The organism is Streptomyces sp. NPDC044106, from assembly GCF_056433985.1.
On record NZ_JBWKFZ010000017.1, the window covers coordinates 68,364 to 91,933 of the forward strand.

Consider the following 23,570-nt stretch of genomic DNA (forward strand, 5'->3'; position numbering starts at 1 on the left):
CGGGGTCGGAGTCGGACGCGGAGCCGAAGGTGAAGCCGTCGTCGCCGAGCCGCCCGCGCGCGGGTCTGCGACGCGCGGGCGCGGCGCGGCTCGCTCTGATGGCCCTGCCCGTCGCGTTCTTCGCGCTCTTCTTCGCCTACCCGGTCACGGCGATCGTCGCGCGCGGGCTGCACGTCGACGGGGCCTGGCGCTTCGGCCGGATCGCGGACGTCCTCGGGCAGTCCGACATCCGGCACGTGCTGTGGTTCACCACCTGGCAGGCGCTCGCGTCGACGGCGCTCACGCTGCTGATCGCGCTCCCCGGCGCGTACGTCTTCGCGCGCTTCGACTTCCCCGGCAAGCGGGCGCTGCGGGCCGTCGTCACCGTGCCGTTCGTGCTGCCGACGGTCGTCGTCGGGACGGCCTTCCTCGCGCTGATCGGGCGGGGCGGGCTGTTCGACGAGCTGTGGGGCGTACGCCTGGACACCACCGTCTGGGCGATCCTGCTCGCGCACGTCTTCTTCAACTATGCCGTCGTCGTCCGCACGGTCGGCGGCCTCTGGTCGCAGCTCGACCCGCGGCAGGAGGAGGCCGCGCGGATGCTCGGCGCCTCGCGCTGGACGGCGTGGCGGACGGTGACGCTGCCCGCGCTCGGCCCCGCGGTGGCCGCGGCCGGGCTGATGGTCTTCCTCTTCACTTTCACCTCCTTCGGCGTCGTGCAGATCCTCGGCGGACCCGCGTACTCGACCCTCGAAGTGGAGATCTACCGGCAGACCGCACAGCTGCTGGACCTGCCGACGGCCGCGGTCCTGACGATCGTGCAGTTCGCGGCGGTGGGGCTGATCCTCGCCGTCCATGCCTGGACGGCACGGCGGCGCGAGAGCGTGCTGAAACTCGTCGACGCCTCCGCGGTGGCGCGCCGGCCGCGCGGCGCCGGGCAGTGGACGCTGCTCGGGCTCGTCATGGCGACGATCGCCCTGCTGATCCTGCTGCCCCTCGGGGTGCTGGTCCAGCGGTCCTTCGAGGGCCCCGAAGGCTTCGGATTCCAGTACTACGAGGAGCTGACCTCGGCGGACGGCGGCGCTTTCCTCGTACCGCCGATCGACGCGATCTGGAACTCCCTGCAGTACGCGGTCGTGGCCACGGCCATCGCGATCGTCATCGGGGGACTCGCCGCCGCCGCGCTCACCCGGCGTGCCGGACGCCTGGTCCGCGGCTTCGACGCGCTGCTCATGCTGCCGCTCGGGGTCTCCGCGGTGACGGTGGGCTTCGGGTTCCTGATCACGCTGGACGAGCCGCCGCTCGATCTGCGGACCAGCTGGATCCTCGTACCGCTCGCCCAGGCGCTGGTCGGTGTGCCCTTCGTCGTACGCACCATGCTGCCCGTCCTGCGCGCGGTGGACGGACGGCTTCGCGAGGCGGCGGCCGTGCTCGGGGCGTCGCCGCTGCGGGTGTGGCGAGAGGTCGACCTGCCCATGGTGCGGCGGGCGCTGCTGATCGCCGCCGGGTTCGCCTTCGCCGTGTCGCTCGGCGAGTTCGGGGCGACCGTCTTCATCGCGCGGCCGGACAACCCGACGCTGCCGGTCGCCGTGGCGCGGCTGCTCGGCCGGGCTGGTGACCTCAACTACGGGCAGGCGATGGCCCTTTCGACGATCCTCATGGTGGTGTGCGCCGTGTCTCTGCTGCTCCTGGAACGCATCCGTACCGACCGTACGACGGGGGAGTTCTGATGGCGGACGGGACGGGTGTGACCGGCGTGACGGACGTGAGGGACGCTTTGCTGAGTCTGCGGGACGCGACGGTACGTTTCGGGGCGCGGGCCGCGCTGGACCGCGTCGACCTCGATGTCGAGGAGCACGGAATCGTCTGCGTGCTCGGGCCGAGCGGCAGCGGCAAGTCGACGCTGCTGCGGGTGGTGGCCGGGTTGCAGGGGCTGGACGCCGGACGCGTCCTGCTGGACGGTCGCGATCAGCGCGGGGTGCCCGCGCACAAGCGGGGCGTCGGCCTGATGTTCCAGGACCATCAGCTCTTCCCGCAGCGTGACGTGGCGGGCAACGTCGCGTTCGGGCTGCGTATGCACGGCGCGTCACGGGGTGAACAGGCCGACAGGGTCGCCGAGTTGCTGGAGCTCGTCGGGCTGCCGAACGCGCAGCGGCGGGCGGTCGCCGCGTTGTCCGGCGGTGAGCAGCAGCGGGTGGCGCTCGCCCGGGCGCTGGCCCCGCGACCGCGCCTGCTGATGCTGGACGAGCCGCTCGGTCAGCTCGACCGCTCGCTGCGGGAGCGCCTGGTCGTCGAATTGCGGGAACTCTTCGACGAGTTGGGCACGACGGTGCTCGCCGTCACGCACGACCAGGGCGAGGCATTCGCCCTCGCCGACCGTGTCGTCGTCATGCGTGACGGCCGGATCGCCCAGTCCGGTACGCCCCTTGAGGTCTGGCAGTACCCGGCGGACGAGTTCGTGGCGCGCTTCCTCGGCTTCGACAACATCGTCGACGCGACGGTGCGGGGCGCGGTCGCCGACACGGTGTGGGGCGCGATCCCGGTACCGGAGCGGACGCCCGCCGGACGGTGCAAGCTCCTGGTCCGGCCCGCCGGGATGCGGCTCGTGCCCCTCGACGAGGGGCTGCCGTGCGAGGTGGTGGCGCGCACGTTCCGCGGCACCCATGTCGCGGTGCGGCTGCAGCCGAAGGAGGGGCCGCGCCTGGAAGCGGCGTGCGCGCTGCGTGCGGCACCGGAGGTGGGGGAGACGGTGGGGGTCGGATTCGACGCGGCGGATGTCGTGGTCCTCGGCGGGGCGGGCTGACGCTGGTCGCCCCGGCACCGTGCCGCCCCCGCGCCTACACCGCCCCCGCGCCTACACCGCCCCCGCGCCTACACCGCCCCCGCGCCTACGCCGACCCTGCCCCTACACCGATCCAGCCCCTACCCCGTCCCGCGCCCCTACACCGACCCCGCCGAACCGCTCGGCGCGCGGCCGCTCAGCAGGGCGTCGAGCGCGGCCGGTGCCTCCTCCACCCGGTCCACCAGCGCGATCCGCGACTCCATCGGCCTGCCGCGGGCCAGCGACTGGAGCAGCGGCCACACCGGCAGGTGCTCGGTCCAGTGCGTGCGGTCGACCAGGACCATGGGGGTGGGTTCGCCGCGCGACTCGTAGTAGTTGGGGGTGGCGTTGTCGAAGACTTCCTGGACCGTGCCCGCGGCGCCCGGCAGGAAGACGACGCCCGCGTTCGAGCGGGCGAGCAGACCGTCCTCGCGGGTGGCGTTGGCGAAGTACTTGGCCAGGTGGGAGGCGAACGCGTTCGGCGGCTCGTGGCCGTAGAACCAGGTGGGGATGCCCACCGAGGAGCCGCCGGCGGGCCAGCGCTCGCGGACCGCGAAGGCCGCCCGCGCCCAGTCGGTGACCGACGGCGTGAACGAAGGCGCCTTGGCGAGGAGTTCGAGCGCCTCGTCCAGCACGGGATCGCCCAGGGGCGCGGCGTAGGCGCCGAGATTCGCGGCCTCCATCGCGCCGGGGCCGCCGCCCGTCGCGACCGTGAATCCCGTGCGGGCCAGCGCGCGCCCGAGCCGCGCCGCCCCCGCGTAGGCGTCCGTGCCGCGCGCCATCGCGTGGCCGCCCATGACGCCCACCACCCGCGCCCCGGCCAGGTGCTCGTCGAGGGCGTCCGAGATCGAGTCGTCGTGGATGGCGCGCAGCATCGACGAGAAGACGTCACCGTCGGCCTTGGTCCGCTGGAACCAGGCGTACGCGTGGGCGTCCGGCGTCACCTCGTACCCACCGTCGGCGAGCCCGGCGAACAGGTCGCCGGGCGAGTACAGCAGACCCCTGTACGGGTTGAACGGCAGCCCCGGAACCGGCGGGAAGACCAGCGCCCCGCCCGCCCGCACCTTCGCCGCCGCGTCCTCGCGCATCGGGCAGCCGAGGAAGACGGCGCCCACGACATCGGCGGCGAGGAGCGCGCCGGTGCGCTCCGTCAGATCGACGGCCTGAACCCGGCACCCCGCGAGGCCACCGCGGCCGCAGATCTCGTCGAACTCGGCAAGGGTCTCGATCTCACGGTCCCCGTCGGGAAGTTGCGGACTGGACGCGTGGCGTTCGGGGCTCGGCTGCATCCACCCATGCTATGCAGGCGGTCGGCGAGGGGGGCCATCGCCTGACGGGGTCCTGCCCTGCCCCATGCCCACAACGGCCAGCTCTCCTCAGCCGCCCTGGACCTCCGACGGGTCCATCCACATGATTTCCCAGGTGTGGCCGTCCAGGTCGTCGAAGGCGCGGCCGTACATCGTGCCGTAGTCCTGCACCTGACCCGCCGTGCCGCCTGCGGCGAGCGCCTTGTCCACGAGTTCGTCGACCTTCTCGCGGCTCTCGGCGCTGAGGGCGAGGAGCGCCTCGCTGGTCTTCGTGGAGTCCGCGATCTCCTTGCCGGTGAAGTCCGCGTAGCGCTTCTTGCTCAGCATCATCGCGAAGATGGTGTCGCTGATCACCACACAGACGCAGTCGTCGGACGTGAACTGCGGGTTGACGGTGTAGCCGAGCTCCGTGAAGAAGGTCTTCGTCGCGGCGACGTCGGACACGGCCAGGTTCACGAAGATCATCTGCTGGTACATGAGTGTCTCTCCCGGTGAGTGCGTGCGGCTTACGGAGGGGTAGACACGCGTTCGAGTCGGAACTCATCGGCCGTCGTGAAAGTTTTTCCACGAGTTTCGCGGGCGCGGATTCGCCACACGTCTCGCGGCGCGGGCCGTTCCGTCAGCGTTGCAGCGGCAGCGCCGCCAACTCCGCGACGATCCAGGTCAACGGTCCGAACACGGCGACCAGCGCGCCCGCCCGCAGCGCCGCGGAACCGCGCAGCAGTGTCGCCGGTGCCCCGAGCCGCAGCAGTGCGCCCGTCGTGTCCGAGCGGGCCTGCCTCGCCTCGACCGCGGCCGTCGCCAGGGTCAGTACCGCGCAGCCCGCGACGAGCAGTCCGCCGAGTGCGGTGAGCGGGCCCGCCCGGGAGCCCGTCCCCGCGTACGGCACGGTCGAGGCGTACGCGCCCGACGCCACCGCGCACAGCACGCCGAGCGGCTGCCCGATGCGCCGCGCCTCCTCCTGCAGCACGCGTCCCGCGAGCAGACGCAGCGCCCCGGGCCGCGCCGCCTGCAGGAGCCGCCCGCTGAAGTAGGTCACGCCGGGCCCCGCGAGTACGAGGCCGAGCGCGGTCAGCGCCCAGCCGGCGAGCACCCCCGCCGAACCGCCGCCGGCGCCGCCCGGCATGGGGAAGCCACCGCGTACGGTGCCGCCGGAGCGGCTGGCGTAGGTCTCCACGGCGAGACCCGCCGCGAGCAGCGCGACTCCCCACGGCAGTCCGTTCGGGGGGCGGACCGGGGCGTTCGGGTCCGCGGCGGGCGCCGGGCCGGTCTCCGCGCCCGGCTCCGCGGGGGCGGGCTTGGCGGCCCCGGTGGCCCGGCGCGGGCGCAGCACGAGCGCGCTCGTCGCCGACGCCGCGATCGGGACCAGGGCGAGCAGGGTCAGCGCGCCGGCCAGCGGCAGCGGTTCGTCGCCCGCGAGCAGGTCGGTCGCCGCGCCGTCGAAGGGCAGGCCGCTGATGTCGCCGCGCAGGTGCAGGAAGAAGAGCAGCGCCAGCACGGAGCCGAGGGTGCAGGACACAGCTGTGGAGATCGCCGCGAGCACCATCAGGCGGCTGGGACCGAGGCCCACCGCGGAGAGCCCGCCGCGCGGCCGGGTGCCGGGGTCGGTACGGGCCACGGCGACGGCGAAGTACACGGTGGCGGCGATCGGCGCGAGGCACCACGCGAGGCGTAGCGCCGCCCCCGTCCCGGGGTGCTCCATCGCGTACGCCAGGGTGCACAGCAGCAGGAAGCCGGTGCCCGCGGACGCGGCGGCGACGAGGAGGCGCCGCAGCTGGACGAGCGGGTGGGCGCCGCGGGCTAGACGGAGAGCGAGCACGCGGCCCGGCCTTCCGTGCTGACGGTGCCGAGGGCGACGATGCCACCGGCGCCGTCGACGGCGCCCTCGACGGCGCCCTGCCTGCCGGCTGCGTCGGGCGCGCGGAGGGCTTTGGCTGTCTTCGCCGGGCGGGGAGTGGCGGGGGCCTCAGCGGTGCTTGGTGCGGTGGGTGCGGTGGGTGAGGTAGGCCCGGTGCGGGGTTCGGTGTCGGGCTCGGCGTTGGATTCGGTGCCGGGCGTGCCTGAAGCATCCGCTGACGCGTCAGACGCGTCAGACGCGTCAGACGCGTCAGACACGGCCGTCGTGCCGTCCTCCGCCCCCGGCAGGTGCACCGTGTTCACGCGGCGCCCGTCGAGCAGCGTGATCGCTCGGTCGGCGAGGGCGGCGACGTCCGGGTCGTGTGTGGCGAGGACGACGGTGATGCCGTGCGAGCGGGCCGCCGTCGTCAGTGTGCGCAGCGCGTGGGCGCGCTCGGCGCGATGCAGGGTGGCGGTTGGCTCGTCGGCGAAGAGTACGGACGGCATGGTGACCAGGGCGCGGGCGATGGCGACGCGCTGGCGTTCGGACTGGAGGAGGGCGTGCGGGCGCTTGCGGGCGCAGGCGCCGATGTCGAGGCGGTCAAGCCACTCCAGGGCGGCGGGCTTGGAGACGCGGTGGGAGGCGCCGCGCAGCATCAGCGGCAGGGCGACGTTCTCCCAGGCGGTGAGTTCGGGGACGAGCTGCGGTCCGGGGTCGATCCAGCCGAAGCGGTCGCGGCGCAGACGTTCGCGCGCGAGCGAGCGCATCGTGTGGACGGGGGTGCTGTTGAACCAGACCTCGCCCTGCTGGGGGAGGAGCTGCCCGGAGAGGCACCGGAGGAGCGTCGTCTTGCCGCAGCCGCGCGGGCCGTTGACGGCGAGGATCTCGCCCTCGCGGACACCGAGCGAGACGCCGGTGAGGGCGGGGGAGCCGTTGTGTGTGACGTGCAGGGTGCGTGCCCACAGCACGTCGTTGTCCGGCGGAGCCACCATCACGTACACCTCGGTTCAGATCAGTTGCCTCCCCCGTACGGGGGAACGAAGGCGGGGCCGATCGGTCACTTGGCACGCTAGGGAGCCGGGCGTACCTGCCCGGAAAAGACGCGGCCCGGGGGCGCCCGTTCTCACTCGAACGGACGCCCCCGGGGCCGGTGTTGATCACTCGATCATACGAGGGACCGGATGACGGTCAGAGCTTCGTCCACGCCTCCGTGAGCACCTGGCGCAGGATGCCCTCGATCTCGTCGAAGGTGTCCTGCGTGGAGATCAGCGGCGGGGCGAGCTGGACGACCGGGTCGCCGCGGTCGTCGGCACGGCAGTACAGGCCGTTGTCGTAGAGCGCCTTGGAGAGGAAGCCGTACAGGACGCGCTCGGTCTCCTCGTCGTTGAAGGACTCCTTGGTGTCCTTGTCCTTGACCAGCTCGATGCCGTAGAAGAAGCCGTTGCCGCGGACGTCGCCGACGATCGGCAGGTCGAGCAGCTTGCGCAGGGTCTGGTAGAACGCGTCCTCGTTGTCCAGGACGTGCTGGTTCAGGCCCTCCTTCTCGAAGATGTCGAGGTTGGCGATGCCCACCGCGGCCGACACGGGGTGGCCGCCGAAGGTGTAGCCGTGCAGGAAGGTGTTGTCGCCCTTGTAGAACGGCTCGGCGAGCTTGTCCGAGATGATGCAGGCGCCGATCGGGGAGTAGCCCGAGGTCATGCCCTTGGCGCAGGTGATCATGTCCGGGACGTAGCCGAACTTGTCGCACGCGAACATCGTGCCGAGACGGCCGAAGGCGCAGATGACCTCGTCCGAGACGAGCAGCACGTCGTACTTGTCGCAGATCTCGCGCACGCGCTGGAAGTAGCCGGGCGGGGGCGGGAAGCAGCCGCCCGCGTTCTGCACCGGCTCCAGGAAGACGGCGGCGACCGTCTCCGGGCCCTCGAAGAGGATCTCCTGCTCGATCTGGTCGGCGGCCCAGCGGCCGAAGGCCACAGGATCATCGGCGTGAGCGTGGCTCGGGGCGCGGTAGATGTTGGTGTTCGGCACCTTGTGCGCGCCCGGGACGAGCGGCTCGAAGGGTGCCTTCAGGGCCGGCAGGCCGGTGATGGACAGGGCGCCCTGCGGGGTGCCGTGGTAGGCCACCGCGCGGGATATGACCTTGTACTTCGTGTGGTTGCCGGTGAGCTTGTGGTACTGCTTCGCCAGCTTCCACGCGGTCTCGACGGCCTCGCCGCCACCGGTGGTGAAGAAGACCTTGTTGAGGTCGCCCGGCGCGTAGTTCGCGAGGCGCTCCGCGAGCTCGACGGCCTTCGGGTGGGCGTAGCTCCACACCGGGAAGAAGGCCAGCTCCTGGGCCTGCTTGTAGGCGGTCTCGGCGAGCTCGTGACGGCCGTGACCGGCATTGACGACGAAGAGGCCGGACAGACCGTCCAGGTACTTCTTGCCCTTGTCGTCGAAGATGTAGGTGCCCTCGCCACGCACGATGGTGGGGACGGGCGCGTTCTCGTACGACGACATGCGGGTGAAGTGCATCCACAGGTGGTCGTAGGCGGTCTGGCTGAGGTCCTTGCTCACGGCTATCGGGTTCCCCACATATAGGTCTGCTTCTTGAGCTTGAGGTAGACGAAGCTCTCGGTGGAGCGCACGCCGGGGAGGGCGCGGATGCGCTTGTTGATGACTTCGAGCAGGTGGTCGTCGTCTTCGCAGACGATCTCCACGAGGAGGTCGTGCGAGCCCGCGGTCATCACCACGTACTCGGCCTCCGGCATGGCGGCCACGGCGTCCGCGACCGGGTCCACGTCGCCCTCGACGTCGATGCCGACCATTGCCTGCCTGCGGAAACCCACGGTGAGCGGGTCCGTGACGGCGACGATCTGCATCACGCCCTGGTCGAGCAGCTTCTGGACGCGCTGGCGCACGGCCGCCTCGGAGAGGCCCACGGCCTTGCCGATGGCGGCGTACGGACGGCGTCCGTCCTCCTGGAGCTGTTCGATGATCGCCAGGGAGACGGCGTCCACGGGGGGAGTGCCGTTCCCATTGCCGCTTCCGCCCGGGTTTCCGGTGCGGGAGCCGCGGGGGCCACTGGGGTCTGCGCTGCGACTTGCCACGACCTCACTGTGCACGACGTCTCGTCACTTCCGCAAGGCCAGATCGATGAAATTCGTTGTCTGTGACTTCAATAGTCACGGATTCCGCAGTTCTGGGCCGCTGGGTATGTTGAAAGCGTCGGTGCAGCGACTAGGGTGGGTGTCTCATCCACTGGACATCTGACTTGGAGGGCCGCGGAAGTGACCACCGAGCTGCGCCGTCTGCGCAACTACATCAACGGAGAATTCCGGGACGCGGCCGACGGACGGACCACCGAGGTCATCAATCCGGTGACCGGCGAGGCGTACGCGACCGCGCCGCTCTCGGGCGAGGCCGACGTGGACGCCGCCATGCAGGCCGCCGCCGCCGCGTTCCCCGCCTGGCGCGACCTGACGCCCGCCGAGCGGCAGAAGGCTCTGCTCAAGATCGCCGACGCGTTCGAGGAGCGGGCCGAGGAGCTCATCGCCGCCGAGGTCGAGAACACGGGCAAGCCGATCGGACTCACGCGGTCCGAGGAGATCCCGCCCATGGTCGACCAGATCCGCTTCTTCGCGGGTGCGGCCCGGATGCTCGAGGGCCGCGCCGCCGGCGAGTACATGGAGGGTCTGACCTCCATCGTCCGCCGCGAGCCGATCGGTGTCTGCGCACAGGTCGCGCCGTGGAACTACCCCATGATGATGGGCGTGTGGAAGTTCGCCCCGGCGCTCGCCGCGGGCAACACCGTCGTCCTCAAGCCCTCGGACACGACCCCGGCGTCGACCGTCCTGATGGCCGAGATCATCGGCTCCATCGTGCCGCCCGGCGTCTTCAACGTCGTCACGGGCGACCGCGACACCGGCCGCCTGATGGTCGAGCACAAGACCCCGGCGATGGCCTCCATCACCGGCTCCGTGCGCGCCGGCATGCAGGTCGCCGAGTCCGCCTCCAAGGACCTCAAGCGGGTCCACCTGGAGCTCGGCGGCAAGGCGCCCGTCGTCGTCTTCGAGGACACCGACATCGCCAAGGCCGTCGAGGACATCTCGATGGCGGGCTTCTTCAACGCGGGCCAGGACTGTACGGCCGCCACGCGCGTGCTCGTCCACGAGTCCATCCACGACGAGTTCGTGACGGCGCTCGCCAAGGCCGCCGCCGACACGAAGACCGGTCAGCCGGACGACGAGGACGTGCTCTACGGCCCGCTCAACAACGCCAACCAGCTGAAGCAGGTCACCGGCTTCATCGAGCGGCTGCCCGCGCACGCGCGCGTGGAGGCCGGTGGACAGCGGGTCGGCGAGAAGGGCTTTTTCTTCGCGCCGACCGTCGTCTCCGGCCTCAAGCAGGACGACGAGATCATCCAGAACGAGGTCTTCGGCCCGGTCATCACCGTCCAGTCCTTCACGGACGAGGCGCAGGCCGTCGAATACGCGAACGGCGTCGACTACGCGCTGGCGTCCTCGGTGTGGACCAAGGACCACGCGCGCGCGATGCGCATGTCCAAGGTCCTCGACTTCGGCTGCGTCTGGATCAACACGCACATTCCCCTTGTCGCCGAGATGCCGCACGGTGGCTTCAAGAAGTCCGGCTACGGCAAGGACCTCTCGTCGTACGGGTTCGACGACTACACGCGCATCAAGCACGTGATGACGTCGATCGAGGGATAAATCGTGTGACCGCCTGTCCGCCCCCGCGTACCGTTGCGTACGCGGGGGCGGCTCCGTGGTGTGCTTCCTTCTTCTTCTTATGCAAAAAGATACGTAGCGCACCCACTCCCCGCCCCCGCCTTCTTCTGCGCTACGGGGGTGGGACCTGATGACGACGACGGCGACCGGCGAACTCGCCGGGGTGCTGCTGCGACGCCGGCAGAGCGTGTACGTTCCCGAGGGCCCCGGACGGACCGCCGTGACCGACGCGGGCGTGGTCGTCCTGGAGGCCGAACTCGCCGACCGCGGGCACCTGTTGACCGTGCCGCTGCGCCGCGCGCTGACCGCGCTGTCCGTCGACGGCCTCGCCACCACCGGGCGCCGACTGATCGCCGACGTCGACGCGCTGATGGGCTCCGACCGGCGCCACGCCCCGCTGTTCGCGCGGTTCCCCGCCGAGACCGCGTACCAGCCCGCGTACGAGCGCTACACCTCCGTCGTCGCCCGGCACCTCGCCGCCCAGCCGCACCAGCCCTGCATGAACTGCGCGGGGACCAAGGCGGGCGTGCGCGCGCTGCGGCCCTGCGCCCATCTGCTGTGCGACGACTGCCTCGGCAAGAAGCGCGGCCACTGGTACTGCTGCGACCAGTGCTGCGAGTGGTACGCCTGCCCGATCTGCGACAAGCGCTACGAGACCGAAGGGCCCGTCGACCCCTGGCTCGACACCGGCTCCGGCCTCGGCGGTGACGGCGGCGAGATCCTGCGCGCCCTGCGGCTCGGCGCGCCAGGCGACGCCGCCGCCGAACTGACGGCACTGCTCGCCCGCCGTACGCCGCTGAGCCCCCAGGACCACGACGACCTGGTGCTGCTCCTCGGGAACGCCGACCCGGCCGGCGCCGCCGACTGGCTCCCGGCCGAGATCCCGCTGCGCGAGAGCAAGGCCCTCGCCCTCGCGCCGCTCCTCGACCTCCCCGGGGCGTGGCCGCGGATCACGCGGTACGCGGACACCGCCACGGACGTGCTGCGGCTGCTCGTCGTACGGTCCGGGGGCGACCCGGACCTGCTCGAACTCCCGCGCCTGCGCGGCCTGAAGCGCCCCGTGCGCCGCGCACTCCTCGCCCTCCTCGACGGGTTCGACTTCCGGCGCCTCATCGAGGACATGAACCGTCACCCGCGCGCGTGGAAGTGGGTCGGCGAAATCCTGCACCCCTTCGAGCAGGCCCACCGCCACGCGCGCGTGGCGCTCGCCTTCGCGGTCCTGCGCGGGACACGCGTCGGCGACGGCGCGCTCGGCGAGGTGCTGCTCGCCGAGGCGGCCCGCCACGAGGACGTCAGGCTCGCCGGTGACCGGCTGCGGACCGTCACCTGGCAGGGACGCGTCGAGGAGGCCCTCGCCCGCTGGGACGTGCAGGGTGCCGCCCGGCTCCTGCGCGAGCGCCCCGGTGAGCTGCTTCGCCGCCTCGACGTGCTGCTGGCCCGCTCCGGCGCGACGACGCTCCCCGACACGGTCGGCGATGCCCTCGCCGACGCCCTGCCGCGCTCAGGCCCGGGTCCGCTGCTCGGCGCGTACGGCCGGATGAAGATCCGCGCCGTGCCGGGGCACCGCCGCGTCTTCTTCCCGCGCGGGCGCGTCACCAAGGCGTACGCCGTCGAGGACCACCGCCCGCCGCTGCCCGCACGGGTCGCGGGCCGGGCGGGCGAGCTCATCGCGGCCGAGGCCGTGCGGCGCCTCGCCGAGCGCGCCGGTGAGCGGTACGACGTGGCCGTCCTTGACGCCTCCCTCGCCGACCTGCCCGTGCCGTTCGCGGAGCGCGCGTCGGCGGCCTCGCTCGTCGCGGTGCCGCGCGGCAGCTCGCTGCCCATGCCCGCCGACAGCGAGACCGTGCGGCTCTTCCTGCACTGGACGCAGCCCAAGGGCACACGCGTCGACCTCGACCTCTCCGTCGCGCTCTACGACGACCTGTGGCGCTTCGTCGGCCTCTGCGACTACACGCAGCTTGAGTACGCGGGCGGCGCCGCCCGGCACTCCGGGGACCTGACCTCCGCGCCCGCCCCGCACGGCGCCACGGAGTACCTGGACCTCGACCTGCCGCGGCTGGCCCACACCGGGGTGCGGTTCGTGGTGCCCGCGGTCATCGCGTACAACGACGTGCCCTTCGACGAACTACCGGACGCCTTCGCCGGGTTCATGGCGGTGCGGGGAGAGGAGCGGGCCGTCTACGACCCCCGCACCGTCCGGCAGCGCTTCGACCTCGGGGGCGACGCGAAGTTCCGCGTACCGATGGTCGTCGACCTGCGCACCCGACGCGCGTGGTGGGCCGACGTCACCCTCGCCACCGTCGGCACCGACCACGACATGTGGCGGTACCGCGGGCAGGTCGGGCGGATGGGGAACGACCTGCTCGACACCTTCCAGCCGTGCGGCAGGGCCACCCTCTGGGACCTCGCCTGCTGGACGGCGGCGGCCCGCACCGACGGTGACGTGTACGTGCGCGGCCGCGGCCACGTGCTGTGGGGCTACCGCCGCGCGAAGGACGAGCCGCGCGCGGACTTCGCGCTGCGCATACGGGACGGCTGGGAGCCGGACGTGCTCCGCGCCGAACCGGATCTTGCGGACCGACGGGCCCTTCTCGTACTGCTGCACGGCGAGTTGGCGGGGGCCGAGGACGCCTCGTCGGGCACGGCGTACCGCCTGTACCCCGGCCCGGTCGACGCGGCGCCGCTGGAACGGATCACGGCGGGGGACCTGGCGGGGTGGCTGGAGCCGGTGTGAGCAGGTGTCTTGAACCCTGGCTATGAGGCATTGGCGGCTGGACGATCTGCCCGGTGTGCGGTCGGCCGTGGGCGATGGGGGTGAAACAGGCGAAGTCGGCGGTGCACTGCTCCAATCGGTGCCTACGAGTCCGGAACCCGCACCCGGGCAGGAGCGTGCACGGGTGCGGGTGTGGACGGCCAGGGCCCGCCCGGTCAGTCGGCTTGCAGACCTGTGCCGACGCGCTGTGGCCGAACATCCCCGTGGGCGCCCACAGCGCCGCCCACGCGGTCCGGCTGGTGAGCAAGCCCTGCGCGCAGTCCGGGCGAACACTCCGGACGGGGCGGCTCACAGGTGCTTAAAAGTAGCCGCCGTAGACCCATCCGGTCACGGTCTTGTACGAGGGACTGCTGACCTTCCCGTACCACCACGTGTTGCCTGCCTTGTTCTTGGCAGTGCAGTACCGGTAGATGCGGCCCGAGAGGCTCTCCAGGGTACCCACGCGCTTGTAATTGGAGGCGGGGCCTGAGCGGACCGGCAGGTCCTCCGTATTGACAGACACGAACGTCTTGTTGCGGGTGTTGTGATCGCAGGCACTGCCCCCCACTGCACTTGCCGTAGGTGCTGCCGTCATAGCAGCGCCGCAGAGCAGAGCAGCCGCTGTCGCGATCGTGGCCGAACGCCTGATCCTTGCGGCGCCGGTAGTCGGCCGTGAAGAAATGAGCACGTCAATCCTTTCGGTAGTCGGACCGGATGGTACGCGATGGCGGTCACGCGGAGACCAGGCAGTTCGACGTCAGCGTCGAGGGCCTGCGGGCCAGCCTGGCCGGCGCCGAAGACAGGCTCAGTGGGCTCGTCCCGCCCACCCGGCGGTCGGCGCCGTACCCCGTGCCGGATGACCGGCGCGTCGTATCGCACGCCCGGTGATCGACAAGGTGTCGGCTCCACGGGGCGCGGCTCGACGCTGCGTCCATTGTCCGGCGCGGGCGCGAGGGCGCATGCTGCCGGGGTGCGAGCGAACCCCGGCCCCATAGCCTCCCCCGTGTCCCGCCGTTCCCTGCTGCGCGCCCTGGCCGGCGGGGCGGCCGTCAGTACGCTCGCGGGGTGCGGGGTGCCCGCCGCGTACATCGCACCGGACGAGCGCTCCGCCGGTGACCGCTCCGCGCGGGACAAGAAGCTGACGTTCGCCAACTGGCCCCTGTACATCGACACCGACGACGAGAACAAGACGAAGCGCCCCTCACTCGATGCCTTCGAGAAGCGGACCGGGATCGACGTCCGCTACACGGAGGAGATCAACGACAACGACGAGTTCTTCGGCAAGATCAGCCCGGCCCTGATGAACCACCAGGAGACCGGCCGCGACCTCATCGTCATCAGCGACTGGATGTGCGCCCGCTTCGTACGGCTCGGCTGGGTCCAGGAGATGGACCGCGCGCACCAGCCCAACGTCACCAGATACCTCGACCCGCAACTGCGTTCGCCGCACTTCGACCCGGGGCGCAAGTTCACCGTGCCCTGGCAGTCGGGCATCACCGGCATCGCGTACAACAAGCGCAGGCTCGGCCGCGAGATCAAGCACGTCTCCGACCTGTGGGCCGACGACCTCAAGGGCCGCGTCACGCTGCTGTCCGGCCTCGACGAGGCGTTCGCGCTGCTGCTCCAGGGCGACGGCGTCGACATCACCAAGTGGACGGCGGACGACTTCCACCGGATGTGCGACAAGGTCGAGAAGCTGGTGAACAGCCACCACATCCGCCGCTTCACCGGCAACGACTACATCAAGGACCTCTCCAGCGGCGACGTCCTGGCCTGCCAGGCCTACAGCGGCGACGTCATCCAGCTCCAGGCGGACGATCCGGACATCGAGTTCGTCGTCCCCGAGGAGGGCGCGGAGCTGTGGGCGGAATCCCTGATGATCCCCAACCTGGCCCGCCACAAGCGCAACGCCGAGCGGCTCATCGACCACTACTACGAGCCGGAGGTGGCCGCGGAGCTCGCGGCCTGGGTCAACTACGTCTGCCCCGTCCCGGCCGCCCGCGACATCCTCGCCTCCTCCAAGGACAAGGAACGGGCCGCCCTCGCCGAGGACCCGCTGATCTTCCCGGACGACACGATGCGCAAGCGGCTCGTCATCGCGCGGGACATCAGGTCGAAGGAGCGGACGGAGTTCGCCAAGCGGTGGAACGCGTTGGTGGGGCTGTAGACCGGCCGCGGCGCTCTCCGGCCGATCCGCTGCCACGGCCCCGCCCGGGACTACCGCCCGGACTGCCTCCCGGACCTCTGCTTGAACCGTTGTTCGGGCCGCTGCTTAGAGCCTGTGTCATATCCCCGGCCGGGTGGTCGCCGCCTGGCACGCACGCTCGCCGCGTTGCCGAAAAGCCCTAGTAGCTCCTCCCCCAGGCCTGAAGGGCCCGGGGGGACCCCCACCGAGGACTTCCCGGCGCCTTGCGATCGCACGCACCAGACGACGCCCACTGATCCGACCGGGGATATGACACAGGCTCTTAGACTGCCGTCACAGGAAGCGACAGGAGAGGCGCAGCACGATGGAGGACCGCGACGTCGTCGCACTCGACGACCCGGTGGGCGGATCGCTCCGCGGCTCGCACGCGCGTCTGGGCCGCCGGGCCGGACTGGCCGCCACCTATCTGCCGGACGTCGCGACGTTCTCCGCGGTGCCCGCCGACGCGGATGCGGCGGCGTGGGACGACCTCGCCCGGCTGCTCGGTCCCGACGCGTTCGCGGACATGTTCAGCTGCCCGGCGATCCCGCCGCCGGACTGGGAGCCGGTCTTCGTGCTCGAGGGCCGTCAGATGGTCTGGCCCGGCAGCGGGCGGCCCGGCCCGCCGGACGCCGGGACCGATGACGGCGCCGACACCGGCGTGGTCGAACTCGGCGCCGACGACGTGCCCGACATGCTCGCCCTCGTGGAGTCGGCCCAACCGGGCCCGTTCTGGCCGCGCACCCATGAACTCGGCACCTACCTCGGCATACGCGAGCGGGGGAGACTGGTCGCGATGGCGGGCGAACGGCTGCGGCCGCCGGGCTGGACGGAGATCAGCGCGGTCTGCACCCTCCCCGAGGCCCGCGGGCGGGGGCACGCCGCCCGCCTGGTGAGCGCGCTCGTCACGCACGTCCTGGCGCGGGACGAGCGGCCCTTCCTGCACGTGGCCGAGGCGAACGACGGCGCCATCGCCCTCTACGAACGGCTCGGCTTCAAGACCCGCAAGCAGGTGACGTTCCGCGGGTTCCGCACTCCCTGAGACTGGGGTTCAAAGGCAGGCCCTGACAACTGTGGCGGGAGCCCCTCGCGGTGATACGCAGCTGATACACGCTCGCGCGACGGCCGAAGCACGGCGCTGACCGGGCCGAAGCGCGGCTCCCTCAGTCTGTGGACGTACCCCGTGTCCGGCGTACACCCACCAGGCTCAGGGAGGCGACTGTCGTGTTCACACGTGAGCGGAATTCTTTCCGTGGCGTGCCGTGGAGATCAGTGCGGGGCCTTTCGGGCGGGACCGGCCTCCCGTGGCGGAAGGCGGACCAGGTCGCCGTCGCTTTCGCCCTGCTCTCCGCCCTCGTCATGGCCCTGCACGCCCGCATACCGAACGGGATCGGCAACCTCGGGAGCCTTCTGCAGACGGTGCTGCCCTGGACGGGCCTGAGCGTGGTTGCGCTCCTCGCGGTCGCGGTGGCCCGGCGCTCCGCCCTCGTCGCCGTCGCCGTCCTCGTGCCCGCCGTCACCTGGTGCTCCCTCTTCGCCGGCACGTTCGCCGACAAGCGGTCGGGCGGCGGAGACTTGACCGTGGTCAGCCACAACGTGAACGAGGAGAACCCCGACCCGGCCGGGACCGCGCGGAAACTCGCGGCCTCGGGCGCCGACGTGCTGGCGCTGGAGGAGCTGCCCCGCAAGGGAGCCGCGGCGTACGAGCGCGAACTGGCCCGCGGCTACCGGTACTCCGTGGTGCTCGGCGGGGTCGGCCTGTGGAGCAAGTACCCCCTTGCGGCCGTGGCGCCGGTGGAGATCATGCCCTGGACACGGGCCCTGCGCGCGACCATCCGGACGCCCGAGGGACCCCTCGCCCTCTACGCCGCCCACCTCGCCTCCGTCCGCGTCCACCCGGGCACCGGCTTCACCACCGCCCGCCGCAACGAGGCGGCCGTGAAGCTGGCCGCGGCCGTACGGGCGGAGCGGCTGCCCCGGACCGTCGTGGTCGGCGACTTCAACGGGTCCACCGGTGACGCGGCCCTGCGGCCCCTGACCGCGGGGCTGCGCTCCGCGCAGGACGAGGCGGGGAAGGGGTTCGGCTTCACCTGGCCCGCCGCGTTCCCGGCCGTCCGCATCGACCAGATCCTGGTGAAGGGCCTGGTCCCCGCCTCCGCATGGACCCTTCCGGCTACCGGCAGCGATCATCTGCCGGTAGCCGCCGCGCTGCGTCTGTGACCCGCCGGTACGGTCACCATGGACGCTGGGCCGCTCGCGCGGAGCCGCGAAGCCGCGAAGCCGCAGAGCTGCCAAGCCTCAGAGCTGCCAAGCCGTGCGTACCCGGAAAGGTGAGTCTTGACTGCATCCCGTGGCCCCGACCCGGCGCACGCGCCGGTCGTCAGCGTGCTCGTCGTCGAGGACGACCCCGCCATCCGCCGCTCCGTACAACTCGCCCTGGAGCGCTACGGGTACGAGGTCTCGGTCGCCGGTGACGGGCTCGACGGCCTGGAGGCGTTCCGTGCGGGGCGGCACGATCTGCTGATCCTCGATGTGATGCTGCCCGGCCTGGACGGTATCGGGCTGTGCCGGCGTATCCGTGAGGAGAGCCTCGTACCGGTTCTGATGATGTCCGCGCGGGGCGACGCCCTGGACGTCGTGGCGGGGCTTGAGGCCGGGGCCGACGACTACGTCGTGAAGCCCGTCGACATCGGCGTCATGGTCGCCCGCATCCGTACGCTGCTGCGGCGCGCGACCTTCGACGCGTCAGCGGCCTGGAGGCAGACCCCGGAGACGGAGACCGAGACCGAAACGGAGAAGCCGCTCGTCTTTGGTGACCTGAGCCTCGACACCCGCGGTCTCGAGGTGCGCAGAGCGGGCGAGCCCGTGCCGCTCACCCCCACCGAACTGCGCCTGCTCCTGGCCTTCGCCGAGCACCCCGGCAGCGTCCTGGACCGGCGCCGGCTGCTGCGGGACGTCTGGGACTACGGCTGGGAGGGCGACACCCGGGTCGTCGACCTGGCCGTGGTGCGGCTGCGCAAGAAGATCGGCGCCGGCCGCATCGAGACCGTCCGCGGCTTCGGCTACAAACTCGTGCGGGGCTGAGACGGCGGTCATGGGACTCCTCAACCCGCGCGCCCTGCGCTGGAAGATCGCGGCGCTGACCGCGGCCGCCTGCTGCGCGGTCGCCGCCGTGGTCGGCCTGCTCGTCCACGAGGCGACGCAGCAGCACGGACTGCGGGCGGGGCGCGACCGGTCGTACACGCAATTGCACGCCGCGGAGCAGGAGTACGCCCGCACCGGCAAACGTCCCGCCGCCGCCGAGCTTCTGACACGGGACGAGGTTCCCGCACCGCTGGCCCGCGACCTCGCCGCCCGGAGCGAGCCCGGTGCGTACGCCGACTGGTACGACAGGAAGCACCCGAACTGGTACTGGATGTGGGCGGCCGTCGCCGTCGGCGACCACGTCCTCGCCGTCCGCACGGACATGAGCGCCGAGGTGCGCGCCCTGCAGCTCCTCGACCGCAGCATCGTCAGGGCCGTCCTCGCCGCCCTCGCCGTCGTCGTCCCCCTCGCCGCGCTCGCCACCGAACCGGTCAACCGGCGGCTGCGCCACGGCGCCCGCACCGCCCGCCGGATCGCCGACGGCGACCTCGACGCCCGTATCGGCAACCGGGGCCGGGCCCGCGACGAGATCACCGAGATGTCCGCCGCCATGGACGCCATGGCGGCGACCCTGCAACGCAGACTGGAGTCGGAGAAGCGCTTCACCGCCGATGTCGCCCACGAACTGCGCACCCCCCTGATGGGCCTGGTCACCGCGGGCGGCCTGCTCCCCGAGGACGACGAGGTCGCGGATCTCGTACGCGAACGGGTGGCGGCCCTGCGCGGCCTGACCGAGGACCTGCTGGAGATCTCCCGCCTCGACGCGGGTGCCGAGCGGGCGAGGCTCGACGACGTTCCGCTGGGGGAGCTGGTCGCCGACGTGGTCCGGCGCGGCGGGACGGACACCGAGGTACGGGTGGAGACCGGAGCCGCCCGGGTCGTACGCACCGACCCGCGCCGCGTCGAACGCGTCGTCACCAACCTCGTCACCAACGCGCACCGGCACGGCGAGGGGCCCGTCCAGGTCACGGTCGACGGCGCGCGCGTCACCGTGCGGGACCACGGCCCCGGCTTCGGCGCCGACCTGCTGGCCCACGGGCCCCGCCGCTTCCGTACGGGGACCGCCGAGCGCGGCCACGGGCACGGCCTCGGCCTGACCATCGCCCTGGGCCAGGCCGAAGTGCTCGGCGCCCGCCTGACCCTCGCCGACGCGCCGGGCGGGGGAGCGGTCGCCACCCTCCAACTGGAAGACAGGCCTTAGGTCCGGGACACGTGCTCGCCCAGCAGGTCCTTCATCGACTCCGCCGCGCGCACCGCCGCGTCCGCGCAGCAGTTGTTGAACAGGACGTGGACCTCGTCGGCCCGCTCGGCCATGTCGCGCACGCGCGGGAGCCACTCGGCGAGTTCCGTTCGCGCGTAGGTGTGCCGGAACTTGTCCTCCTTGGAGCCGGTGCCCCATGCCGCGCTCCGGCCGTGGAAGCGGATCACCGCGTGCCGGGGGGCGGTGACCGGGGCCACCGGAGGTATGGAGTGCGGCAGGCCCTGCGCCGTGTCCACCGCGACCGCGGCGAGGTCGAGTTCCGTCAGGAGCGCCGCGGTCCGGGCCCCCTGGTGCGCGCTCCACCAGTCCGGGTGCCGGAACTCCACCGCGACCGGCCAGCCCGCGGCGCGCCGCGCGCACTCCTTGAGCGCGTGCTCCGCCCGGCTGCCCGGCGTGAACCACGGCGGGAACTGGAACAGCAGGGTCCCGAGGCGGTCCGCCGCGCGCAGCGGTTCGAGCGCGTCGGTGAAGCGCTGCCACACGGTGTCGAGGAGTTCCGGCCCCTCGGCCAGTCCCCGCAGGTCGGGCGGGAGAGCGGCCTGCCGCGTCGGATGCCCGGTGAGCATCGAGAACGCCTTCACGTCGAAGCGGAACCCGTCCGGCGTGCGCTCGGCCCACTGGCCGCAGGTGCGGCTGCTGGGCAGCGCGTAGTACGTCGAGTCGACCTCCACCAGCGGGAAGCGGTCGGCGTAATGGCGCAGCCTGCCCTCCGCGTCCCTGCGCCCCCGCGGGTACCAGCCGCTGGTCAGCAGCGCGCGGTCCGTCCACGAACAGGTCCCTACCAGAATCTCGCTCTCGCTCATCCGGCCCGGGTACCCCGAAGAGCGGGGGTACCCCGAGGACCGCGGATATCCGGAGGATTCAGGACATGCGCAGCGAGGTCAGGACGTCGACGCGGTTGGTGGTGATCGAGTCGGCTCCCGCGTCGATCAGGCGGCGCATCGAGCGGCGGGTGTCGGGGGTCCAGGCCGAGACGAGCAGGCCCTGGCGGTGCACCTGCAGGACGAGTTCGCGGTCGACCAGGGGGAAGCGGTAGTTGAGCCAGCGCGGCTTCACCGCGTCGAGCAGGACGGGGCGGGGCGGGGCGAGGGTCGTCCAGGTCAGCGCGATCTCGGCGGCAGGGTCCGCGTCGCGCACGGCGAGCATCGTCTGCCCGCCCGCGCAGTAGTACACGCTCTCGGTCGCGCCGCACTCCGCGACCACGCCGACGACCGTGCGGACCGCGTCGTGCGTCGCGCCCGGCAGGTCGATCATGAGCCGGTGTCCCTCGGTCGCCTCGATGGCCGCCGCGAGGGTCGGTACGCCGCCTTCGGTGAGGCCGTCGAGCTCGGCGGCGGACAGGGCGGCGAGCGGCCGCTCGTACCCCCACAGGCGCTTGAGCGTCGCGTCGTGCAGCAGGACGGGCACGCCGTCACTGCTCAGGCGGACGTCGATCTCGACCGCGTCCGCGCCCAGGTCGAGCGCGGAGCGCAGGGACGGGAGGGTGTTCTCGCGGACGCGGTAGGGATCGCCTCGGTGGGCCACAGCTGTCACGGTGCGCATGGGCCCATTGTGGTCACGGGAGGCGGATTACCGCGCGAGCCACGTCTCCGTGTACGTGTCGATCTCGGCGGCGATCGCCGCCTTGCCCGCCGGGTCGAGGAAGGACGCCTCGACGGCGTTCTTCGCGAGGGCCGCGATGCCGCGCTCGTCGAGGCCGAGGAGGCGCGCCGCGACCGCGTACTCGGTGTTGAGGTCGGTGCCGAACATGGGCGGGTCGTCGGAGTTGACCGTCACGACCACCCCCGCCTCGACGAACTGCCTGATCGGGTGCTCGTCGAGGGTGCGGACCGCGCGGGTCGCGATGTTCGACGTCGGGCAGACCTCCAGCGGGATGCGGTGCTCGGCGAGGTGGGCGAGCAGCTTCGGGTCCTGGGCGGACGTGGTGCCGTGGCCGATGCGCTCGGCCCCGAGGTGGGTGAGCGCGTCCCAGACCGTCTCGGGTCCCGTGGTCTCGCCGGCGTGCGGGACCGAGCGCAGGCCCGCCGCGCGGGCCCGGTCGAAGTGGGGCTTGAACTGCGGGCGCGGCACGCCGATCTCGGGCCCGCCGAGCCCGAAGGAGACCAGGCCCTCGGGGCGCAGCCTGTCGGTGGTGGCGAGCCGGACCGTCTCCTCGGCCGCCTCGAGCCCGGCCTCGCCGGGGATGTCGAAGCACCACCGCAGTACGGTGCCGAACTCGTTCTCCGCGGCCTTGCGGGCGTCCTCGATGGCGTCCATGAAGGCACGGTCGTCGATGCCGCGGCGGACCGAGGAGAACGGGGTGAGGGTCAGCTCGGCGTAGCGCACGTTCTGCCGCGCCATGTCGCGGGCCACCTCGTAGGTGAGCAGGCGCACGTCGTCCGGGGTGCGGATCAGGTCGACGACGGACAGATAGACCTGGATGAAGTGCGCGAAGTCCGTGAACGTGAAGTACTCGGCGAGCGCCTCGGGGTCGCTCGGCACCGTGGAGTCGCGGTGCCGGGCGGCGAGCTCGGAGACGATGCGGGGGGAGGCCGAACCGACGTGGTGCACGTGGAGTTCCGCCTTGGGCAGCCCCGCGATGAAGGCGTGCGGGTCTCCGTCTTGCGCGGCTGCGGTCTGCTGCTCGGTCACGGGTTCCTCCCCAGGAACGGGCTTGATCGGCTGATCGGTGGGTCGGGGATCATCGTAGGCGGCGGTCGCCGCGGGAAAATCGAGGGCCGTAGCATGACGGAACGTACGAAAGAGGGTGATCCGATGTCCGCCGAGTCCGAGTCCGAGTCCGAGTCCGAGTCCGAGGGTGACGTCGTGCCCGGTGCCGGCGCCGGTGCTGGTGGCGCGGAGGAGCGGGACCCCTGGGCGCCGCCGGTCGAGGACGCGAGGCCGGCGGGGCCGCCGCCCCCGGTGCACGGTCAGTGGACGCTCACGTCGATGCCGGGGTCGTTCCCGCCTCCGCAGGGCGGTGGCGCTCCGTTCGCGGCGCCCGGGGAGCCGGTGCCGCCGCCTCCGGTCTCGCCGGAGGGGCCGGGGCAGGTGCCGTACGGGTATCCGGGGCCGCAGGGCGGGTACCCGGGGCCGCAGGGCGGGTACCCGGGGCCGCAGGGCGGGTTTCCCGGGTACGGGTATCCGGGCTACCCGGGGCAACCGGGCCACCCGGGCGGTCAAGGGGCACCCGGCTACGGCTGGCCCGGCATGCCGATGGCGCCCGCGAACGGGATGGGCGTGGCCGCGCTCGTCCTCGGGATCATCGCGGCGGTCGGCTTCTTCCTGTGGCCGCTGGCGATCGTCCTCGGCATCCTCGCGGTGATCTTCGGCGCGGTGGGGCGCGGCAAGGCGCGCAGGGGCGAGGCGACGAACGGCGGCCAGGCGCTCGCGGGGATCATCTGCGGGGCGGCGGGCATCGCGCTGGCCGTGGCCATGCTGGTGCTCCTCGTCGTGGTGACGGACGACGACTCGGACGACGGCGCGGCACGGGACGACGACCCCGGCTACTCGGCCACGGCGGCCACGACGGCCGCACCGGCCACCTCGGCCGTGCTTCCCGTCCGGGCGTAGTCCCG

The 23,570-nt window shown here is 72.2% G+C and carries 19 protein-coding genes and 1 pseudogene; 10 read left to right on the forward strand and 10 right to left on the reverse strand.

The genetic code is table 11. From position 1 onward, the window contains the following. Positions 1-98 precede the first annotated feature (98 nt). Together AC07DI_RS28790 and AC07DI_RS28795 are read left to right on the forward strand one after the other, a co-directional pair. Positions 99-1,709 (forward strand): ABC transporter permease, encoded by a 1,611-nt coding sequence (locus tag AC07DI_RS28790; RefSeq protein WP_478907071.1) that lies wholly within the window; start codon positions 99-101, stop codon positions 1,707-1,709. A 35-nt stretch (positions 1,710-1,744) separates the two neighbouring features. Beyond that, positions 1,745-2,782 carry an ABC transporter ATP-binding protein gene (locus tag AC07DI_RS28795; protein WP_478907073.1) on the forward strand — a complete coding sequence of 346 codons (1,038 nt, stop codon included), beginning with the start codon at positions 1,745-1,747 and terminating at the stop codon, positions 2,780-2,782. A gap of 137 nt (positions 2,783-2,919) precedes the next feature. On the opposite strand, the gene AC07DI_RS28800 is transcribed toward AC07DI_RS28795, so the two are convergent. The 6 genes and pseudogenes from AC07DI_RS28800 to AC07DI_RS28825 all read right to left on the reverse strand — a co-directional run bounded on the left by AC07DI_RS28800 (position 2,920) and on the right by AC07DI_RS28825 (position 9,048). Continuing rightward, the gene (locus tag AC07DI_RS28800; protein WP_384250074.1) at positions 2,920-4,089 is read right to left on the reverse strand and encodes an LOG family protein; all 1,170 of its coding nucleotides are present in this window, start codon (positions 4,087-4,089) and stop codon (positions 2,920-2,922) included. A gap of 87 nt (positions 4,090-4,176) precedes the next feature. Next, the gene (locus tag AC07DI_RS28805) at positions 4,177-4,584 is read right to left on the reverse strand and encodes a VOC family protein (protein WP_478906974.1); all 408 of its coding nucleotides are present in this window, start codon (positions 4,582-4,584) and stop codon (positions 4,177-4,179) included. A gap of 142 nt (positions 4,585-4,726) precedes the next feature. Beyond that, a complete protein-coding gene (locus tag AC07DI_RS28810; protein WP_478906976.1) occupies positions 4,727-5,926 on the reverse strand; it encodes a hypothetical protein in 1,200 nt (399 codons plus the stop codon). A gap of 316 nt (positions 5,927-6,242) precedes the next feature. Further along, positions 6,243-6,936: pseudogene (locus tag AC07DI_RS28815) on the reverse strand (ABC transporter ATP-binding protein); the annotation flags it as partial. Positions 6,937-7,132: 196 nt separating this feature from the next. Further along, a complete protein-coding gene (locus AC07DI_RS28820; RefSeq protein WP_478906978.1) occupies positions 7,133-8,518 on the reverse strand; it encodes an aspartate aminotransferase family protein in 1,386 nt (461 codons plus the stop codon). Beyond that, positions 8,503-9,048 carry an Lrp/AsnC family transcriptional regulator gene (locus tag AC07DI_RS28825; protein WP_384250085.1) on the reverse strand — a complete coding sequence of 182 codons (546 nt, stop codon included), beginning with the start codon at positions 9,046-9,048 and terminating at the stop codon, positions 8,503-8,505. Before AC07DI_RS28825 ends, AC07DI_RS28820 begins: the two co-directional genes overlap by 16 nt. A 165-nt stretch (positions 9,049-9,213) precedes the next feature. Here AC07DI_RS28825 and AC07DI_RS28830 point away from each other — a divergent pair, with 165 nt between their 5' ends. Both AC07DI_RS28830 and AC07DI_RS28835 read left to right on the forward strand, forming a co-directional pair. Then, the gene (locus AC07DI_RS28830; RefSeq protein ID WP_478906979.1) at positions 9,214-10,653 is read left to right on the forward strand and encodes a gamma-aminobutyraldehyde dehydrogenase; all 1,440 of its coding nucleotides are present in this window, start codon (positions 9,214-9,216) and stop codon (positions 10,651-10,653) included. Positions 10,654-10,801: 148 nt separating this feature from the next. Next, positions 10,802-13,405, forward strand: a complete 2,604-nt coding sequence (locus tag AC07DI_RS28835; protein ID WP_478906981.1) for an MXAN_6230/SCO0854 family RING domain-containing protein — start codon at positions 10,802-10,804, stop codon at positions 13,403-13,405. Positions 13,406-13,742: 337 nt separating this feature from the next. Here AC07DI_RS28835 and AC07DI_RS28840 read toward each other — a convergent pair whose 3' ends face one another. Continuing rightward, positions 13,743-13,946, reverse strand: a complete 204-nt coding sequence (locus tag AC07DI_RS28840; protein WP_384250092.1) for an SH3 domain-containing protein — start codon at positions 13,944-13,946, stop codon at positions 13,743-13,745. Positions 13,947-14,426: 480 nt separating this feature from the next. On the opposite strand from AC07DI_RS28840, the gene AC07DI_RS28845 reads away from it, so the two are divergent. The 5 genes from AC07DI_RS28845 to AC07DI_RS28865 all read left to right on the forward strand — a co-directional run bounded on the left by AC07DI_RS28845 (position 14,427) and on the right by AC07DI_RS28865 (position 19,953). After that, a complete protein-coding gene (locus tag AC07DI_RS28845) occupies positions 14,427-15,590 on the forward strand; it encodes an ABC transporter substrate-binding protein (RefSeq protein ID WP_478906984.1) in 1,164 nt (387 codons plus the stop codon). A 343-nt stretch (positions 15,591-15,933) separates the two neighbouring features. Next, the gene (locus AC07DI_RS28850; protein ID WP_384250097.1) at positions 15,934-16,650 is read left to right on the forward strand and encodes a GNAT family N-acetyltransferase; all 717 of its coding nucleotides are present in this window, start codon (positions 15,934-15,936) and stop codon (positions 16,648-16,650) included. Between the two features lie 230 nt (positions 16,651-16,880). Next, positions 16,881-17,828: an endonuclease/exonuclease/phosphatase family protein gene (locus AC07DI_RS28855; protein WP_478907075.1), complete on the forward strand. Its 948-nt coding sequence runs from the start codon at positions 16,881-16,883 to the stop codon at positions 17,826-17,828. 117 nt (positions 17,829-17,945) lie between these two features. Further along, positions 17,946-18,692 carry a two-component system response regulator CseB gene (gene cseB, locus AC07DI_RS28860; RefSeq protein WP_478906986.1) on the forward strand — a complete coding sequence of 249 codons (747 nt, stop codon included), beginning with the start codon at positions 17,946-17,948 and terminating at the stop codon, positions 18,690-18,692. Positions 18,693-18,702: 10 nt separating this feature from the next. Then, a complete protein-coding gene (locus tag AC07DI_RS28865; protein WP_478906988.1) occupies positions 18,703-19,953 on the forward strand; it encodes a sensor histidine kinase in 1,251 nt (416 codons plus the stop codon). On the opposite strand, the gene AC07DI_RS28870 is transcribed toward AC07DI_RS28865, so the two are convergent. From AC07DI_RS28870 to AC07DI_RS28880, 3 genes are read right to left on the reverse strand one after another with little or no spacing between them, the layout of a single operon-like run. Further along, positions 19,950-20,816 carry a DUF72 domain-containing protein gene (locus AC07DI_RS28870; protein WP_478906990.1) on the reverse strand — a complete coding sequence of 289 codons (867 nt, stop codon included), beginning with the start codon at positions 20,814-20,816 and terminating at the stop codon, positions 19,950-19,952. The genes AC07DI_RS28865 and AC07DI_RS28870 overlap by 4 nt on opposite strands. Positions 20,817-20,874: 58 nt before the next feature. After that, positions 20,875-21,555, reverse strand: coding sequence for a glycerophosphodiester phosphodiesterase (locus AC07DI_RS28875; RefSeq protein ID WP_478906992.1), 681 nt, complete (start codon positions 21,553-21,555; stop codon positions 20,875-20,877). Between the two features lie 27 nt (positions 21,556-21,582). Next, entirely contained in the window at positions 21,583-22,644 is a 1,062-nt protein-coding gene (locus tag AC07DI_RS28880) for an adenosine deaminase (RefSeq protein WP_478906994.1), read from the reverse strand. Positions 22,645-22,767: 123 nt separating this feature from the next. Here AC07DI_RS28880 and AC07DI_RS28885 point away from each other — a divergent pair, with 123 nt between their 5' ends. Further along, on the forward strand, positions 22,768-23,565 hold the full coding sequence (locus AC07DI_RS28885; RefSeq protein ID WP_478906996.1) for a DUF4190 domain-containing protein: 798 nt from the start codon (positions 22,768-22,770) through the stop codon (positions 23,563-23,565). Positions 23,566-23,570: the final 5 nt, after the last annotated feature.